The sequence below is a fragment of the Brevundimonas sp. 374 genome (genome assembly GCF_900102995.1).
Classification (GTDB): Bacteria; Pseudomonadota; Alphaproteobacteria; order Caulobacterales; family Caulobacteraceae; genus Brevundimonas; species Brevundimonas vesicularis_C.
This window is the reverse complement of the sequence record NZ_FNKT01000001.1, coordinates 934058-949591: the sequence shown is the minus strand read 5'-3', so window position 1 is coordinate 949591 and position 15534 is coordinate 934058. Positions and strand designations below refer to the sequence as shown.

Sequence of the window (15534 nt, the reverse complement as noted above, 5' to 3'; positions counted from 1 at the left end):
GCTCCGGGGCCTTTTTGCTGTCAGGGCAGGGCGGAATGGTCGTAGCTGAAGACCCGCGCCAGCTTCCACTCGGCCCCTTCCTGTTTCCACATCTGCGTGAAGCGGGCGCGACCGAGGCGCCGTTCCGGACCGTCGCCCTGCCGCTCGTAAAAGACGTGCTCGCCCGTTTCGACTGCGCCATAGTTGTTGATGGGATAGACCGCCAGACCGTCCCGCAAGGCCTCGCGCCGGGTCCGCCAAGCGTCTGGCGCGCTGCGGTCCTGACAGCGCGCGGCGTATTGCGCGACAAAGCCGTCGGCGTCGGTGGCCACGCGTCCGCCGCGGTCGTCGAAAAACTCGAAATCGTCGGTCAGCATGGCCCGAAGTCCGGCCGGGTCGCAGCCCTCGAAGAAGACAGCGAACAGTTTGGCGTCGGCCGCCATGACGGCGGTTTCCAGCGGCGTAGGCTGGGCGAAGGCGGCGAGCGAAAGGGCGGCGACGAGGGCGGCGGGCATGGCGATCGGGAGCTGTTCAACTGAGGCGCTCAACCTGAGCCGTTGACCTGCTGTGATCACGTGAAATCTTTGTCAGACGCCCTTCACGAAAGCCGTGACTGGACGCCGCTTCAATTCAGGCCATCATTCCCTATCTGAGAGCCAAGACGACTCCCCGATTACGGAACACGAATGCCCATACAAAGGCCCGGTGAGACCGGCGGCGGTGAAGGAACCGCCGTCGTCACCGAAACAAAGCCGAAGCTGCAAAAGCCCTCGCTCTATCGAGTGCTGATTCTGAACGACGATTATTCGCCGATGGAATTCGTCGTCTATGTGCTGGAGCGATTCTTCCAGAAGAGCCGGGAAGAGGCCACCCGCATCATGCTGCATGTGCATCAGCATGGCGTCGGCGTCTGCGGCGTCTTCACCTACGAAGTCGCCGAGACCAAGGTCGCGCAGGTCATCGAGACGGCGCGCCGCCACCAGCACCCTTTGCAATGCACGATGGAAAAGGACTGAGAGGAGCCTCCCTATGCCTTCATTTTCCCGTCCTCTCGAAGAAACCCTGCACCGCGCGGTGGGATACGCCAATGCGCGCAGGCACGAGTATGCGACGCTTGAGCACCTGCTGCTCGCGCTGATCGACGATCCCGACGCGACTGGCGTCATGCAGGCCTGCAACGTCGATCTGTCGGCGTTGAAAGCGGCGCTGACCCTCTATGTCGACAACGACTTGGCCGCCCTGGCCACCAGCGACGGTGAGGACGCAAAGCCGACCGCCGGCTTCCAGCGCGTGATCCAGCGCGCGGTGATCCACGTCCAGTCGTCCGGCCGCGAGGAAGTGTCCGGCGCCAACGTGCTGGTCGCCATCTTCTCCGAGCGCGAGAGCCACGCGGCCTACTTCCTGCAAGAGCAGGACATGACGCGCTACGACGCGGTCAACTTCATCGCCCACGGCATCGCCAAAAAGGCGGGCGCCAACGAGGCGCGCCCGGCCAAGGGCGCTTCGCCCGAAGAGGCCGAGGATGCTTCCGCCGTCAAACAGGGCGGCGAGGCGCTGGAAGCCTATTGCGTCGACCTCAACGAGAAGTCGCGCCAGGGCAAGGTCGATCCCCTGATCGGTCGTCAGGCCGAGGTGGATCGCTCGATCCAGATCCTGTGCCGTCGGACCAAGAACAACCCGCTTCTCGTGGGCGACCCCGGCGTCGGCAAGACCGCCATCGCCGAAGGTCTGGCCCGCAAGATCGTCAACGGCGAGGTGCCCGACGTCCTGAAGGACGCCACCATCTACTCGCTCGATATGGGCGCATTGCTGGCCGGCACCCGCTATCGCGGCGACTTCGAGGAACGTCTGAAACAGGTGGTCAAGGAATTGGAGAACCACGACAACGCCGTGCTCTTCATCGACGAGATCCACACGGTGATCGGCGCGGGCGCGACCTCGGGCGGGGCGATGGATGCCTCGAACCTGCTGAAACCGGCCCTTGCGTCCGGCACGCTGCGCTGCATGGGATCGACGACCTACAAGGAATATCGCCAGCACTTCGAGAAGGACCGCGCCCTGGTGCGTCGCTTCCAGAAGATCGACGTCAACGAGCCGACGGTCGAGGATACGGTGAAGATCCTGAAGGGCCTGAAGACCTACTACGAGCAGCACCACAAAGTCCGCTACACCGACAGCGCCGTCCGCACGGCGGTGGAGCTGTCTGCGCGCTACATGACCGACCGCAAACTGCCGGACAAGGCGATCGACGTAATCGACGAGGCCGGGGCGTCGCAGATGCTGCTGACCGAATCCAAGAGGAAGAAGGTCATCGGCCAGAAGGAAGTCGAGGCCGTCATCGCCAAGATGGCCCGCATTCCGGCCAAGTCGGTGTCCAAGTCCGACACCGAAAGCCTGCGCGAATTGGAAACCGACCTGAAGCGCGCCGTCTTCGGTCAGGAACAGGCCATCGAACAGGTGTCGGCGGCCATGAAGCTAGCGCGGGCGGGTCTTCGCGACCCGAACAAGCCGATCGGCAGCTTCCTGTTCAGCGGCCCGACCGGTGTCGGCAAGACCGAGGTCGCCAAGCAGCTCGCCGCCACATTGGGCATCGAGATGCAGCGTTTCGACATGTCGGAATATATGGAGCGCCACACGGTCAGCCGTCTGATCGGCGCGCCTCCCGGCTACGTCGGCCACGACCAGGGCGGGCTTCTGACCGACGCCGTCGATCAGCATCCGCACGCTGTCGTGCTGTTGGATGAGATCGAGAAGGCGCACCCGGATGTCTACAACATCCTGCTGCAGGTGATGGACAACGGCATGCTGACCGATGCGGTCGGCAAGAAGGTCGATTTCAGGAACGTCATCCTGATCATGACCACCAATGCCGGCGCCGCTGACAACGCCCGCGCCTCCATCGGCTTCGGCCGGGGCAAGGTCGAGGGCGAGGATGACAAGGCCATCCAGCGCCTGTTCGCGCCGGAGTTCCGCAATCGCCTGGACGCCATCGTGGCCTTCAAGCCGTTGCAGGCCGACACGATCCGCTCGGTGGTGACCAAGTTCGTCCTTCAGCTGGAAGCCCAGCTGGCGGACCGCAACATCACCATCGAACTGACCGACGAAGCCGCCGACTGGCTGGCCAAGAACGGCTTCGACGAACTGTATGGCGCGCGTCCGCTGGCGCGGGTCATCCAGGACTCGATCAAGAAGCCGCTGGCCGACGACATCCTGTTCGGCCGCCTGACGCGCGGCGGACACGTCAGGGTCCAGCTGAAGGACGGCAAGATCGACTTCGACATCACGAGCGCCAGCGCGCCCGCGAAGGCCGAGGAAGAACAGACGGCCTGATCCTTAAAATGGTGATGGCGAAAGGCCCGGCTGGCAGCAGCCGGGCCTTTTTCTATGCCTGCTTGTAGGGCGACAGTTCTTCGGTCATCGCCCGCATCTGCGCTGCGACAGCCGGGCGTTCGCCGTCCAGATAGCGGGCGACGGGATCGCGCAGGGCGGGGTCGGCGATGAAATGGGCGGAATAGACGGGGGAGGGCAGGTAGCCGCGCGCGATCTTGTGGTCGCCTTGGGCCCCGGCTTCGACGCGGGACAGGCCACGCGAAATGGCGAATTCGATAGCCTGATAGTAGCAAAGCTCGAAATGCAGGAAGGGCACGTCTTCCAGCGTGCCCCACTGACGGCCGTAAAGCGCGTCTCGGCCGATGAAATTCAGGGCGCCGGCGATGGGCGTCTCATCCCGAAACGCCATGACCAGGGCGATCCGGTCGGCCATGGTCGCGCCCACGCGGCTGAAGAAGTCGCGCGTCAGATAGGGCCGGCCCCACTTGCGTGAGCCGGTGTCCATGTAGAAGGCGAAGAAGGCGTCCCAGTGGGCCTCAGTGATGTCGGCGCCGGTCAGGACGCGGATATCCAGATCGGCCTGGGCGTCGCGGCGCTCGCGCTTGATGGTCTTGCGGCGGCTGGCCGACAGGGCGGCCAGGAAATCGTCGAAGGTCCGGTAGCCGTTATTGCGCCAGATGAACTGGATGTCCTGGCGCGGCAGCAGGTCCGCCTCGATCATGGCCGACCATTCCGGCTCGGTCGGGAAGTTGACGTGCAGAGAGGAGACGCCCAGCCGTTCGACCAAGGTCACCGCCCCCTGGATCAGGGCCTGACGCACGGTCGCGGCGTCGGTCTCGGGATGATGCAGGAAGCGCGGGCCGGTCGCGGGCGTAAAGGGCACGGCGCCCAGCAGCTTTGGATAATACCGGCCGCCGGCCCGTTCGTAAGCGTCGGCCCAGCTGTGGTCGAAGACATATTCGCCCTGGCTGTTGCCCTTCAGATAGAGGGGCATGACGCCCAGCACCGCGTTGTCTTCACCCCTCAGGGCCAAGTGGCGTGGAGCCCAGCCCTGGTGCGGCGCGGCGCTGCCCGAGGCCTCGCACGCGTGCAGGAAATCATAGGAGACAAAGGGATCGCCGGTGGGCAGCGCGCACGCGTCCCAGGCCTCTCGGCCGATGTCGGCGATCCCTTCGTGAACCGAGATCTGAAAGATCAGCGGATCTCCACGATCGCATCGATCTCTACGGCGAAGCCGAGCGGCAGCTTGTACACGCCGACGGCCGAGCGGGCGTGCTTGCCAGCGTCGCCGAAGACCTCGACCATCATGTTCGAGCAGCCGTTGATCACGGCGGGAATGGCGGTGAAGTCGGGGCCGGCCTGAACGAAGCCGCCCAGTTTCACGATGCGGACCACCCGGTCCAGATCACCATCGCAGGCGGCCTTGATCTGGGCGATCAGGTTCAAACCGCACAGACGCGCGGCTTCCAACGCCTGCTCCGGCGTTACGTCCACGCCGACCGTGCCCTTGATCCCGCCGTTCGCGTCGTTCGACAGCTGGCCCGAGATAGTGACCTGATTGCCCGAGCGGACATAGGAGACATAGCTGGCCACCGGCTTGGCGGGTTCCGGCAGTGTGAGGCCGAGTTCGGCGATGCGGGCTTCGATGCTCATGGGGGCTCCTGTTTATCTGGGCGCGGTTTAGCGCGGGGCAAGGGCGGCGTCACCCGTTCGGCGCGCTTTAAAGGTTCGCCAACCGCGCCGTGTCATGATGCGATCATGGATACGCACCTGACCCCCGACGTCGCCGCCTTCCATGCCGTGCTGGCACGGTTGTCCCCCAACGACCGCGGGCGCGTGGACGCCGCCGTGGTCCCGGCCGCCCAAAAGGCCGCCGAGGCCGCGCCGCATTGGGACTTCGAGATGCCCGCCAAGGCGGTGAATGCGCTGTTGGGCCCTGATGCATCCGATGATGTGCGTCGAGGCCTGGTCGCCGCCTGGGCGCTGCAACTGCCCGACCGAGCGGCGGCGATGAACCTGCCAGCCGAGGTCATGGCCCTCTATCCCTACTGGATCGAACAACTGGCGGGGTTTCTGGAGAAGGCCGAGGACGGGTACGTTTTCGACCACTGGTCCAAGGACGTGCGCTTCACCCTGGCGCTCAGCGTGCCGGGCGCCAAAAGCCAGGTCATAGACCTGTCGTCGCCGGTCGGGCCGGGCCAGATCGTCAAACACGTCCGCGACGGCTGGGGCGTCAAATCGCTGTTCCGCTATCTGGCGGCGGGCGCCAAGCGCGAGCCTTGGCTGGAGGTGCACACCGAGAGCCGCTGGCTGCGCGGCTTCAACGAGGACGGCTGGAACGAGGCCTGGGCCACGGCGGCGGAGTTGTGCCGCGCACGGCCTGAATTGGCGGGCATGATCGGCTCGAGCTGGTTCTACGATCCGCCCCTGACAGAGATCAGCCCCCGTCTGGCGCACCTGCGCCTGAACCCGTTGAAGGGCGGGGCCTTCATGGTCCACCAAGGACCGGGCGAGATTCACACCGAGCGCGCCGGCACGGCGTCGGCGTCGAGGAAGGCGCTGATCGACAGCGGCGAATACACCGCCCGGTCCTGGCTGATGATCTGGCCTCGCAAGGAGCTGATCGCCTGGGCGGATCGACGCAAGGCGGCCTGATCCCTCAGGCTGTCGCCATCCGCCACGCCGCCGCGACCGGCTGGATGTCCAGATCGGCCGCCTTGGCCAATCGGATCAACCGATCGATATCCTCCGGACGGCAACCATACGGCGTCGGCGCGTCGCTGACGTCGTGGCCATAGGCGATCAGCCAGCCTTTGGATGAAGCCGTCTCCGAAACCAGCGCCTCCAGATCGTAGCCGGGCAGGCGACGGCTCTCCAGGCCGATGGCCTGCAGCAGGTTGCGATCCGAACGCCCGGCGTTGATCCCGTCGCGGACGCCGCGCCCGCACAGGAAGCGTTTGTCGATCACGGCTTTCGATCCGAGGGCGCAATCGCCGAAGGGATAGGCGAAGGTCTGCATTTCGTACCCGTCCAGCCGCTCGGCCACCCAGGCGGCGTTGCGCGCCAGGCTGGCATCCAGTTCCGCCGGCGAGAAGGTCAGGGTCGAGACATGTTCATAGGTGTGGCAACCGACTTCGTGCCCGGCCTCATGGAGGGCTTGCAGGTGCCCCACCTCAAACTGGGGCAGGTCAAGATTGCGACCGCCGGCCAGGCCGCCGCAGACATAGTAGGTCGCCCTGACTCCGTGCTGAGCCAGGATCGGTCCGGCCTCGGTCCAAGCCGATGCCGGGATGTCGTCGAACGACAGGCTGAGGACGCCGCGCGCAGGTCGCACGTCGGCAGGACGAATATCGAGATAGCGGCCGGCGCGGCGACGCATCTTGTCGAAAAAGGCGCTCATGCCCGCCTTGTCGCACGACGGGCTTAAGGGCGGGTTTCAGACCGTGACGGGTTGAGCGGTCAGACCGCGCAAGCCGAAGACGCGGCGATACCGTTCGATCTCGGCGGGATCGCCGACCGCTTTCGCCGGATTGTCCGACAGTTTGACGGCGGGGCGTCCGCCCGCCTCGACCACCTTGCAGACCAGAGAGATGGGCTCCAGCTCGGGCGCGAAGGCGGGCGAACAGTCGCGAAAATCATTGGTCAGATTGGTACCCCAGCCGAAGCTGAGACGCGCGCGACCGTGGAAATGGGCGTGGGTCGCCTCGATCCCGTCGATGTCCATCCCGTCCGAGAAGATCAGCAGTTTCTCCTTTGGGTCTCGCCCATGCGCGCGCCACCAGTCGATCAGGCGGTCGCCTGCCGGGATGGGCGGGGCCGAGTCGGGACGGAACCCGGTCCAGTCCGCCACCCAATCGGGCGCCTGCTCCAGAAACGCCTCCGTGCCGAAGGCGTCGGGCAAGACGATCAGCAGATTGCCCGCATAGTGCCTGCGCCATTCGTCCAGCACCGCATACGGCACCTGGGCCAGCGCCGCGTCGTCTGGCGCCAGGGCCGCCAGAACCATCGGCAGTTCGTGGCCGTTGGTGCCGATGGCTTCCAGGTCGTTCTCCATGGCGTGCAGGACGTTGGACGTGCCGATGAAGGATTTGCCCAGCCCTTCCTTCAACGCCTGAATGCACCAGCGTTGCCACAGGAAGCCGTGCCGCCGCCGCGTGCCGAAATCCGATAAGGCGAGGTCGGGCAGAGCGCGAAGTCGCTCGACCTTGGACCACAGCCGCGTCTTGGCGCGCGAGTACAGGATGTCCAGTTCGAACCGGCCCAGCCGCCGCATCCCGACCCGGCAGCGCAGCTCGTTCAGAATGGCCAGCGCCGGGATTTCCCACAGCATCACCTCGGCCCAGGCGCCCGAGAAGGTCAGCACATACTGCCCGTCCTGAACTGACAGGTCGTAGTCCGGCAGGCGATAATCGGTCAGCCAGGCGATGAAGTCGGGCGAGAAGATCTGCTTCACACCATAGAAGCTGTTGCCCGCCAGCCAGACCAGTTCCTTGTTGGTAAAGCGCAGGGTGCGGGCGTGATCCAGCTGCTCACGCAGGGCGTCGATATCGATCTCGTCGGCCAGACGCACGGTCTTGGTGCGGTTGATGACCTGGAAAACGACCGGCACGTCGCGATGCTCGCGCCAGATCATCTGCAGCATCAGCAGCTTGTAGAAGTCCGTGTCCAGCAGGCTGCGGACGATCGGGTCCAGGCGAAAGCCATGGTCATAAGCGCGTTTGGCGAGATCCATGTCTTGTCCTACGGCTTCAACGCGCGGCCCGCCACCACCGCATCCTTGCCGAACTTTTCGCGCAGCACATCGACGGCGCGCTCCGTCTTCAAGGCGCGCGTTTCGGTGGTCTGGAACAGGCCGGCGGGCGCGTCCTCGGCGTCCTGCACGTCCGCCATGCCGATGCCGATCAGGCGATAGGGGCGGCCCAGCTCGGGTTTCAGCAGATCGCGCCCCGCGGCGAACAAGGCGCGCGCGGTCTGCACCGGGTCGGGCAGGGTGACGCGGCGGGTCACGATCTTGAAGTCGGTGCGCCGCAGCTTGAGCACCAGCACCCGGCTGGCGACGCCGTCGCGCCGGGCCTTGGATGCCAGTTTCTCGCACAGGGGCCACAGCTCGGCCTCCAGCGCTTCGGCCGACGTCAGGTCTTCGTTGAAGGTGGTTTCGGCGCTCATTCCCTTGCGGTCGCGCTCAGGGTTCACGGCGCGGGCGTCGCGGGCGTGCGCCAGATCGTGCAGGCGCAGACCGGATTCGCCGTAGCGTTTGACTAAATCGCGAACGTCGGCCCGCGCCAGATCGCCGATGGTCGAATAGCCGTCGCTGCGCAATGCCTTGCCGAACACAGGCCCGACGCCGGGCAGGGCGGTTACGGCGCGCGGCGCCAGCAGGGCCTGGGCGTTGGCGGCCCCGACGACGGAGAAACCGCGCGGCTTGTCCATCTCCGACGCCATCTTGGCCAGGAAGCGGTTGGGCGCCAGGCCGATGGAGACGGTCAGGCCGGTTTCCTCCTCGATCTGTTTCTGGAAGCGGATCAGCTGCAGCGCCGGCGGGCCGCCGTTCAGCCGCTCTGTGCCCGACAGATCAACCCAGGCCTCATCCAGCGACAACGGCTGGATCAAGGGCGTCAGCTGTCCCAACGCCCCCAGAATGCGCTGCGATTCGAAGACGTATTTGGTGAAGTCCGGCCGGATCACCACGGCCTCGGGACAGGCCTTCAGCGCCTTGAACATGGGCATGGCAGAGCCAACGCCATACTGGCGCGCAACATAGCAGGCGGTGGAGACCACGCCACGCTTTCCGCCGCCGACGATCACAGGCTTGTCGCGCAGTTCGGGCCGATCCCGCTTCTCCACCGAGGCGTAGAAGGCGTCGCAGTCCATGTGCGCGATCGACAACTGGTCCAGTTCGGCGTCTACGACCACGCGCCGCGATCCGCACGCCGGACAGCGGTTCTCGCGCGGCCCGGCGGGATCTTCGCCGGTCCACAGGCAGTCGCGACAGATGGCCTTGATGGCCACGCTTAAGGTCTCCGTAAGGTTGGCTTCACCCCAACTTAAGACTGGGCGCCTACGAATGCGACCAACGAGGCGTCCCGCGTTCGAGGGGCGCGCAGGTCAGGTGATGATGTCCAAGAAAGTCCTCATCGTCGAGGATAACGAGCTGAACATGAAGCTTTTTCATGATCTGCTCGATTCCCAGGGCTATGAGACCCTGCAGACCCGCGAGGGCATGCAGGCGCTCGCCCTGGCGCGCGCCCATCATCCCGACCTGATCCTGATGGATATCCAGTTGCCCGAAATCTCAGGCCTGGAAGTCACCAAATGGCTGAAGGACGACGAGGAGCTAAACCACATCCCCGTCATCGCCGTCACCGCCTTCGCCATGAAGGGCGATGAGGAGCGGATCCGTCAGGGCGGCTGCGAGGCCTATATCTCCAAGCCGATCTCGGTCATGCATTTCCTCGAAACCATCCGGCAGCACCTCGGATGAGCGCCCGTATCCTCGTCGTCGACGATGTGGACGTGAACGTCCGCCTGCTCGAAGCCAAGCTGACCATCGAATATTACGATGTGCTGACCTGTAACGACGGCCTGTCAGCCCTGGCCATCGCCGCCGAACATCAGCCAGATCTGATCCTGCTCGACGTCATGATGCCCGGCATGGACGGGTTCGAGACGTGCCGACGGCTGAAGGCCCAGGCCGAGACGCGCCATATCCCCGTCGTGCTGGTCACGGCGCTGGACGGGCGCGAGGATCGGATCAAGGGGCTTGAGGCCGGCGCCGACGACTTCCTGACCAAGCCCATCGACGACGTCATCCTGTTCGCGCGCGTCAAGTCGCTGACGCGGCTGAAGCATGTCATGGACGAACTGCGCGAGCGCGAGGAAAGCGGCCGTCGCCTGGGCGTCGATTCGGACAATGCCGCGCGGCTGCGCAGCGAGGGCGGGCGGGTTCTAATCGTCGATGACGACCAGCGTCAGGCCGAGAAGATCGCCCAGGAACTGGGCGGCGAACATCGCGTCACAATCGAAACCGATCCCGAGGCGGCGTTGGTCGCGGCCAAGGGCGCGCTGGATTTGATCATCGTCAACGTCGCCGCCGCCAGCTTCGACGGCCTTCGGATCGTCGCCCAGGCCAAGTCGGGCGATGCCCGCCGCGCGCCGATCCTGGCGATCGTGGAGCCGACCGAACGGCCGCGCATGATCAAGGCGCTGGAACTGGGCGCCGCCGACATCCTGCCGCGCCCCGTTGATACCGAAGAACTGTCGGCGCGGGTTCGCACCCAGATCCGGCGCAAACGCTACACCGACTTCCTGCGCCAGAAGCTGGACAGCAGCATGGAAATGGCCGTCACCGACGCGCTGACCGGCCTGCATAACCGGCGCTACATGACCGGCCAGTTGCAGGCGCTGGTAGGTCGTGCGGCCCAGGGCGGGGCCCAGGTGGCCGTGCTGGTTCTGGACATCGACCACTTCAAGTCGGTCAACGACAGCTTCGGCCACGACGCTGGCGATGAGGTGCTGGTGGAGTTCGCCGTGCGCCTGGCCACCAATGTCAGGGCCGTGGACCTGCCATGCCGCATGGGCGGCGAGGAGTTCGTGGTAGTCATGCCAGGCGCCAGTCTGGAAGACGCCGGCCGCGTCGCCGAACGGATTCGCCGCGACGTCGCCTCCGCGCCGTTCCGCGTCATGGGCGGTAAGGAGCAGATCACCATCACCATCTCGATCGGCGTGGCCGCCACGACCGGCGACGGCGATACGCCCGAGGGCTTGCTGAAGCGCGCCGACGAGGGAGTTTATGAGGCGAAGGCCGCCGGCCGAAACCGGGTCATCGCCAAGGCGGCGTAACGAGGGCGTCCAGACAACGAAAAACGCCCGGCTGGAGACCAGCCGGGCGTTCTCAATTCTCAGCGGATCAAGGACTTACTTGATTTTGCCTTCCTTGAACTCGACGTGCTTGCGCACGACAGGGTCGTACTTCTTGACGACCATTTTCTCGGTCATGGTGCGGGCGTTCTTCTTGGTGACATAGAAGAAGCCGGTGTCGGCCGTGGAGTTCAGGCGGATCTTGATGGAAGCCGGTTTGGCCATCGGAATTACCTCTGCGACGGCGAAAGCCGCTTAAAATAAGAGGCGCGGAACATACTCAGGATCGCCCCAAAGTCAACGGGCGCGATGCCACGTTGATGAGGCGGAACGCACATATAGTCTGACCGCATGAAAATCGCATCCCTGCTGGCCGCTGCGGCCCTGATGTCCTTGTCATGCGTCGGCGTCGCAACGGCCGATCCGGCTCAGTCCCAGGACGATTTCCTTGCGCGGTTGAACGCCCTGTGTGGCCAACGATTCGAAGGCCGTGTCGTCACCACCGACGCCGCCGACGCCAGGTTCGCCAGCGAGCGGCTGGTCATGAATGTCCGCGACTGTTCGCCGGATGAGGTGCGTATTCCCTTCGCCGTGGGGTCGGATCGTTCGCGCACCTGGGTCGTGACCAAGACCGACACGGGCCTTCGGCTGAAGCACGATCACCGACACGCGGACGGCACGACCGACGTGCTGCACTGGTATGGCGGCGACACGGTCAAAGCCGGCACGGCCGAGCGTCAGCAATTCCCGGTCGACGCCGAATCGATCGCCCTGTTCAACGAAAACGACGCGGCCGTTTCGACCACCAATGTTTGGGCGATGGAGGTTCATCCCGACCGAGTGTTCGCCTACGAACTGCGTCGTCCCAACCGGCATTTCCGCGTGGAGTTCGACCTGACCAAGCCGATGGCCGACTAGGGTCAGACTGCGCGCCAGGCCTGGATCGGCCGCACGGTGGCGCAGGCGGGGCCGCCGTCCTTGGTGCGGCCGGGCAGGACGACTTCCAGCACCACGCCCTGGCGCGCCTGGGCCAGCAGATCGGCGGGAATGTCGTGGACGTCGATTTTGGCGCGTCGGCTCCATTCGCTGGCGTGCTGGCCTGCTGACGTGCCGATCGCAATATAGACGAACCGCCGCGTTGCGCCCTCGCGCCGCACGAAGGGGCCGGTCAGGCGGCCATCCTCGGACACGGTGACGGGCGCGTCGAAGCTGATCGGACCGTCGGCGGCGATGCGCGGCTCGACCGGCATGTTCGCCTTGTTCTGCAGGCTGTAGGCGACGCCCGCGACCGGATCGGCGATCGTCAGGCGCAGGGTGATCGTCGTTCCGGCCATGTCAGTCCCTGTGCTCGACCGTGTGCCGACCCCGCACCATCCGAACGAAGGGCAGGGGGCGGTTCGGGTGTTCCAGCCGCTCGGCCAACTCCCCCAGCACGAAACGGGTGATGGCCGGCAGGTCCAGTGCGCGCGCCTCGTCCAACGGCAGCCAGGCGATCTCGTCCAATTCGCCCGACCCCGCGGTCGGCTCCGGGCTCAGCAGGGCATCGGCCGGGGCCATGAAGAAGCGGGCGTCGAACCGGCGGGTCCGGCCCGGCGGCGTAATGGCGCGCGCGACATAGGACAGGACCGACAGATCGGGCAGCGCGCCGGCCTGGCGATACTCGCGCCACGGGCCGGCGACGGAGGCGGGGGGCGCCGGCCGCCCCAGAATGAGCCCTGTCTCCTCGAACGTCTCGCGCACCGCCGTCAGGGCCAGGGCGCGCGCACGGCGAGCGGGCAATTCGCCTTCCAGTCGCCGCGCAACCTCGCCCGACAACTCATCCGTCGCGGCGGCGTTGAAGTCGCTGCGATCGATCCGCCCACCCGGAAACACCCACTTCGACGCCATGAACACATGGCCAGGCGCGCGCCGCCCCATCAGCACCTCGGGCCGATCGCCGCCACGCGTCAGGATCAGCGTCGCCGCATCCTTCGGCCGCTGAGCCCCGCCGACACGCGGGGCGTCGGCCAGATCCTGAGCGGCGTCGAAAGGGGTCACTTGCGCCTGCCCTTCCTCACACCCTTCAGGCCGCCGGAGGGTTTGGAGCCGTTGCGGGGCTTGGGGCCGCCGGGACGGTTTTTGCCACGCATGGGCGGGCCGTCGCCGCCTCTTCCCCGCATGCCGTAGCGTGGGGCCGGAGCGTTGGGATCGCGAGGTTCGGGCTCGCTGAGCATTTCGAACACCAGACCGCCGGTGACGGGCGTGGCTTCGCGCAGCTTGACCTCGACAATTCGCCCGAGAGTGAAGCGTTTGCCGGTGCGTTCGCCGACCAGGGCGTGGGCGCGATCGTCATGGGTGAAATATTCGCTGCCGAGCGTCGAGACAGGCACCAGGCCGTCCGCGCCCGTATCCTCCAGACGAATGAACAGGCCGAACCGCGTCACGCCGGTGATCCGCCCGGCGAAGGTCGCGCCGACGTGCTCTTCCAGATAGGCGGCGATGTAGCGATCCATGGCGTCGCGCTCGGCGGCCATCGACCTGCGCTCGGTCATGGTCACGCCCTCGGCGATGGCCGGCAGTTCGGCGATCTCGCGGTCGGTCAGTCCGTCCTTGCCCAGATTCAGCGCCCGGATCAGGCCGCGGTGGACGATCAGGTCGGAATAACGCCGAATCGGCGAGGTGAAGTGGGCGTAGCGATCCAGGTTCAGGCCGAAGTGGCCGATGTTCTCAGGAGAGTAGATCGCCTGCATCTGGCTGCGCAGGACCACCTCGTTGACGACATCGGCGTGTTCGGTGTCGCGCGTTTCGTCCAGCAGCTTGTTGAACCGCTTGGTCGTGCCGGGCTCGCCCTTGTTCCAAGGCTTGCCGATGGTCGACAGGAAGTCGGCCAGGTTGAAGATCTTCTCCTGGCTGGGCGTATCGTGGACGCGGTAGATCAGCGGCGTCTTCTTCTGCTCCAGCGTTTCGGCGGCGCAGACGTTGGCCTGGATCATCATCTCTTCGATCAGCCGGTGCGCCTCCAGCGAAGCGCGCTTTTCGATGGAGGCGATGCCGCCCCCTCCTTGTTCATTGGCGGGCGCCATGCGGATGCGGCGTTCAGCCGATTCGATCTGCAGCGGGCTGCGCTTCAGCCGGCCCTTCAGCATGGCGTGATAGGCGTTCCACAGCGGATAGAGGATCGCCTCCATGATCGGGCCGGTCGTGTCGTCAGTTTGCCCATCAATGGCGGCCTGCGCCTGCTCGTAGCTGAGCCTGGCGTGCGACCGCATCAGGCCGCGCACGAACCGGTGGCCGGTCTTTCGTCCGTCCTTGTCGAAGACCATCCGCACGGCGAGACAGGCGCGGTTCTCGCCCTCCTTCAGGCTGCACAGACCGTTCGACAGCACTTCCGGCAGCATCGGCTCGACGCGATCGGGGAAATAGGTCGAGTTGCCCTTGTCGCGCGCCTCGCGGTCCAGCTGGCTGCCGGGGCGGACGTAGGCGGCGACGTCGGCGATGGCGACCCAGACGATCCAGCCGCCTTCATTCTTCGGATCCTCGTCGCGCGCCGCATAGACGGCGTCGTCGTGGTCGCGCGCATCGGCGGGGTCGATGGTGATGAAGGGGACCTCGCGCAGGTCTTCGCGCCCCTTCAGAGTCGGCAGGGCCTGATCCTCGGCCTCGCGTTCGACCGCTTCGGAGAAGCCGGTCGGGACGCCGTGGGCATGGATAGCGATCAGGGAGGCGGCGCGGGGATCATCCTCCTTGCCGATGTGCTCCAGGATCTTGCCGCGCTTGGGACCATAGCGCTGCTCGCCCTTTTCGATGGCGGCCAGGACTAGGTCGCCGTCGCGAAGGTCGCCGGATTGGGCCTGTGGCACCAGCAGCACGTCCTTGGAGCGGCGATCGACCGGCTCGACACGGGCTTCGCGCGCTGACTTGCGGATCACGCCCAGGACGCGATTGGTCCCCACGTCCAGCTTCTTGATCAGCCGGGCTTCCCAACCCTCCGCGCCGCGCTGGAACTTCACCAGCACGCGGTCGCCCAGGCCAGGGGCGGCCTTGGACTTGTCGGGCATCAGAATGGCGCTTGGGGCGTCGGGACTGGCCTCGACCAGGCGCACATACAGTTCGCCATCTCCATCGCGTTCGATCACATCGGCGACGCCGACGGGGGGCAGGGCGCCGGCTTCGGAAAAGCCCTTGCGACCGCGCTTGCCCAGGCGCCCTTCGGCTTCCAGTTCGCGGATCATTTCGCGCAGGGCCCGGCGGTCACCGCCTTTCAGCCCGAAATAGCGCGCGATGTCGGTCTTCTCGGCCGATCCGGCCTCGCGCAGAAAGGCGACGAGGGTGTCTTTGTCGGGGAGACCGGCGGGCGGCCTCTTGGATGATTTGGTCATTATGTCTTTC

General features: G+C 65.8%; 16 protein-coding genes. 6 read left to right on the top strand and 10 right to left on the bottom strand.

The genetic code is table 11. From position 1 onward, the window contains the following. Positions 1-20: 20 nt before the first annotated feature. Complete coding sequence (locus tag BLR19_RS04685) at positions 21-494, bottom strand: nuclear transport factor 2 family protein (RefSeq protein ID WP_091747742.1); 474 nt, start codon at positions 492-494, stop codon at positions 21-23. 171 nt (positions 495-665) lie between these two features. Between BLR19_RS04685 and clpS the strand changes: the two genes are divergently transcribed. Beyond that, positions 666-995, top strand: coding sequence for an ATP-dependent Clp protease adapter ClpS (clpS, locus tag BLR19_RS04680; protein ID WP_091747739.1), 330 nt, complete (start codon positions 666-668; stop codon positions 993-995). 13 nt (positions 996-1008) lie between these two features. Next, positions 1009-3309: an ATP-dependent Clp protease ATP-binding subunit ClpA gene (gene clpA, locus BLR19_RS04675; RefSeq protein ID WP_091747736.1), complete on the top strand. Its 2301-nt coding sequence runs from the start codon at positions 1009-1011 to the stop codon at positions 3307-3309. A 52-nt stretch (positions 3310-3361) separates the two neighbouring features. Here the strand turns inward: clpA and BLR19_RS04670 are convergent, their stop codons facing one another. Together BLR19_RS04670 and BLR19_RS04665 are read right to left on the bottom strand one after the other, a co-directional pair. Beyond that, positions 3362-4507, bottom strand: coding sequence for a GNAT family N-acetyltransferase (locus BLR19_RS04670; RefSeq protein WP_091747732.1), 1146 nt, complete (start codon positions 4505-4507; stop codon positions 3362-3364). Then, the gene (locus BLR19_RS04665; protein WP_091747729.1) at positions 4504-4962 is read right to left on the bottom strand and encodes a RidA family protein; all 459 of its coding nucleotides are present in this window, start codon (positions 4960-4962) and stop codon (positions 4504-4506) included. The genes BLR19_RS04670 and BLR19_RS04665 overlap by 4 nt, the downstream gene beginning before the upstream one ends. A gap of 105 nt (positions 4963-5067) precedes the next feature. Between BLR19_RS04665 and BLR19_RS04660 the strand changes: the two genes are divergently transcribed. Continuing rightward, the gene (locus tag BLR19_RS04660; protein ID WP_091747726.1) at positions 5068-5964 is read left to right on the top strand and encodes a hypothetical protein; all 897 of its coding nucleotides are present in this window, start codon (positions 5068-5070) and stop codon (positions 5962-5964) included. A gap of 4 nt (positions 5965-5968) precedes the next feature. On the opposite strand, the gene BLR19_RS04655 is transcribed toward BLR19_RS04660, so the two are convergent. The 3 genes from BLR19_RS04655 to BLR19_RS04645 are packed head-to-tail and all read right to left on the bottom strand — an operon-like array spanning position 5969 to position 9318. Further along, the gene (locus tag BLR19_RS04655) at positions 5969-6709 is read right to left on the bottom strand and encodes a polysaccharide deacetylase family protein (RefSeq protein WP_091747721.1); all 741 of its coding nucleotides are present in this window, start codon (positions 6707-6709) and stop codon (positions 5969-5971) included. A gap of 36 nt (positions 6710-6745) precedes the next feature. Further along, the gene (pncB, locus tag BLR19_RS04650) at positions 6746-8041 is read right to left on the bottom strand and encodes a nicotinate phosphoribosyltransferase (RefSeq protein WP_091747718.1); all 1296 of its coding nucleotides are present in this window, start codon (positions 8039-8041) and stop codon (positions 6746-6748) included. A gap of 8 nt (positions 8042-8049) precedes the next feature. Then, positions 8050-9318 (bottom strand): DNA polymerase IV, encoded by a 1269-nt coding sequence (locus tag BLR19_RS04645; protein ID WP_091747715.1) that lies wholly within the window; start codon positions 9316-9318, stop codon positions 8050-8052. 106 nt (positions 9319-9424) lie between these two features. On the opposite strand from BLR19_RS04645, the gene BLR19_RS04640 reads away from it, so the two are divergent. Next, positions 9425-9790: a response regulator gene (locus tag BLR19_RS04640; protein ID WP_176758297.1), complete on the top strand. Its 366-nt coding sequence runs from the start codon at positions 9425-9427 to the stop codon at positions 9788-9790. Further along, positions 9787-11148, top strand: coding sequence for a PleD family two-component system response regulator (locus tag BLR19_RS04635; RefSeq protein WP_045810078.1), 1362 nt, complete (start codon positions 9787-9789; stop codon positions 11146-11148). Before BLR19_RS04640 ends, BLR19_RS04635 begins: the two co-directional genes overlap by 4 nt. A 75-nt stretch (positions 11149-11223) precedes the next feature. Here the strand turns inward: BLR19_RS04635 and rpmG are convergent, their stop codons facing one another. Further along, positions 11224-11391, bottom strand: a complete 168-nt coding sequence (gene rpmG / locus BLR19_RS04630) for a 50S ribosomal protein L33 (RefSeq protein ID WP_003164451.1) — start codon at positions 11389-11391, stop codon at positions 11224-11226. A gap of 126 nt (positions 11392-11517) precedes the next feature. Here rpmG and BLR19_RS04625 point away from each other — a divergent pair, with 126 nt between their 5' ends. Further along, on the top strand, positions 11518-12084 hold the full coding sequence (locus BLR19_RS04625) for a hypothetical protein (RefSeq protein WP_091747708.1): 567 nt from the start codon (positions 11518-11520) through the stop codon (positions 12082-12084). 2 nt (positions 12085-12086) lie between these two features. Here the strand turns inward: BLR19_RS04625 and BLR19_RS04620 are convergent, their stop codons facing one another. Genes BLR19_RS04620 through rnr form a run of 3 tightly spaced genes read right to left on the bottom strand, consistent with a single transcriptional unit; the run spans position 12087 to position 15524 of the window. Continuing rightward, positions 12087-12500, bottom strand: a complete 414-nt coding sequence (locus BLR19_RS04620; protein WP_091747705.1) for a DUF5990 family protein — start codon at positions 12498-12500, stop codon at positions 12087-12089. Between the two features lies 1 nt (position 12501). Continuing rightward, the gene (locus tag BLR19_RS04615; RefSeq protein ID WP_091747702.1) at positions 12502-13203 is read right to left on the bottom strand and encodes an NUDIX hydrolase; all 702 of its coding nucleotides are present in this window, start codon (positions 13201-13203) and stop codon (positions 12502-12504) included. Continuing rightward, a complete protein-coding gene (gene rnr, locus BLR19_RS04610; protein ID WP_091747700.1) occupies positions 13200-15524 on the bottom strand; it encodes a ribonuclease R in 2325 nt (774 codons plus the stop codon). The genes BLR19_RS04615 and rnr overlap by 4 nt, the downstream gene beginning before the upstream one ends. Between the last annotated feature and the right edge of the window lie 10 nt (positions 15525-15534).

Bases quoted from the DNA above. Each gene is read 5' to 3' on its own strand.
- BLR19_RS04685 (WP_091747742.1), bottom strand. From the start codon at position 494: ATGCCCGCCGCCCTCGTCGCCGCCCTTTCGCTCGCCGCCTTCGCCCAG.
- clpS (WP_091747739.1), top strand. From the start codon at position 666: ATGCCCATACAAAGGCCCGGTGAGACCGGCGGCGGTGAAGGAACCGCC.
- clpA (WP_091747736.1), top strand. From the start codon at position 1,009: ATGCCTTCATTTTCCCGTCCTCTCGAAGAAACCCTGCACCGCGCGGTG.
- BLR19_RS04665 (WP_091747729.1), bottom strand. From the start codon at position 4,962: ATGAGCATCGAAGCCCGCATCGCCGAACTCGGCCTCACACTGCCGGAA.
- BLR19_RS04660 (WP_091747726.1), top strand. From the start codon at position 5,068: ATGGATACGCACCTGACCCCCGACGTCGCCGCCTTCCATGCCGTGCTG.
- BLR19_RS04655 (WP_091747721.1), bottom strand. From the start codon at position 6,709: ATGAGCGCCTTTTTCGACAAGATGCGTCGCCGCGCCGGCCGCTATCTC.
- pncB (WP_091747718.1), bottom strand. From the start codon at position 8,041: ATGGATCTCGCCAAACGCGCTTATGACCATGGCTTTCGCCTGGACCCG.
- BLR19_RS04640 (WP_176758297.1), top strand. From the start codon at position 9,425: ATGTCCAAGAAAGTCCTCATCGTCGAGGATAACGAGCTGAACATGAAG.
- BLR19_RS04635 (WP_045810078.1), top strand. From the start codon at position 9,787: ATGAGCGCCCGTATCCTCGTCGTCGACGATGTGGACGTGAACGTCCGC.
- rpmG (WP_003164451.1), bottom strand. From the start codon at position 11,391: ATGGCCAAACCGGCTTCCATCAAGATCCGCCTGAACTCCACGGCCGAC.
- BLR19_RS04625 (WP_091747708.1), top strand. From the start codon at position 11,518: ATGAAAATCGCATCCCTGCTGGCCGCTGCGGCCCTGATGTCCTTGTCA.
- BLR19_RS04620 (WP_091747705.1), bottom strand. From the start codon at position 12,500: ATGGCCGGAACGACGATCACCCTGCGCCTGACGATCGCCGATCCGGTC.
- rnr (WP_091747700.1), bottom strand. From the start codon at position 15,524: ATGACCAAATCATCCAAGAGGCCGCCCGCCGGTCTCCCCGACAAAGAC.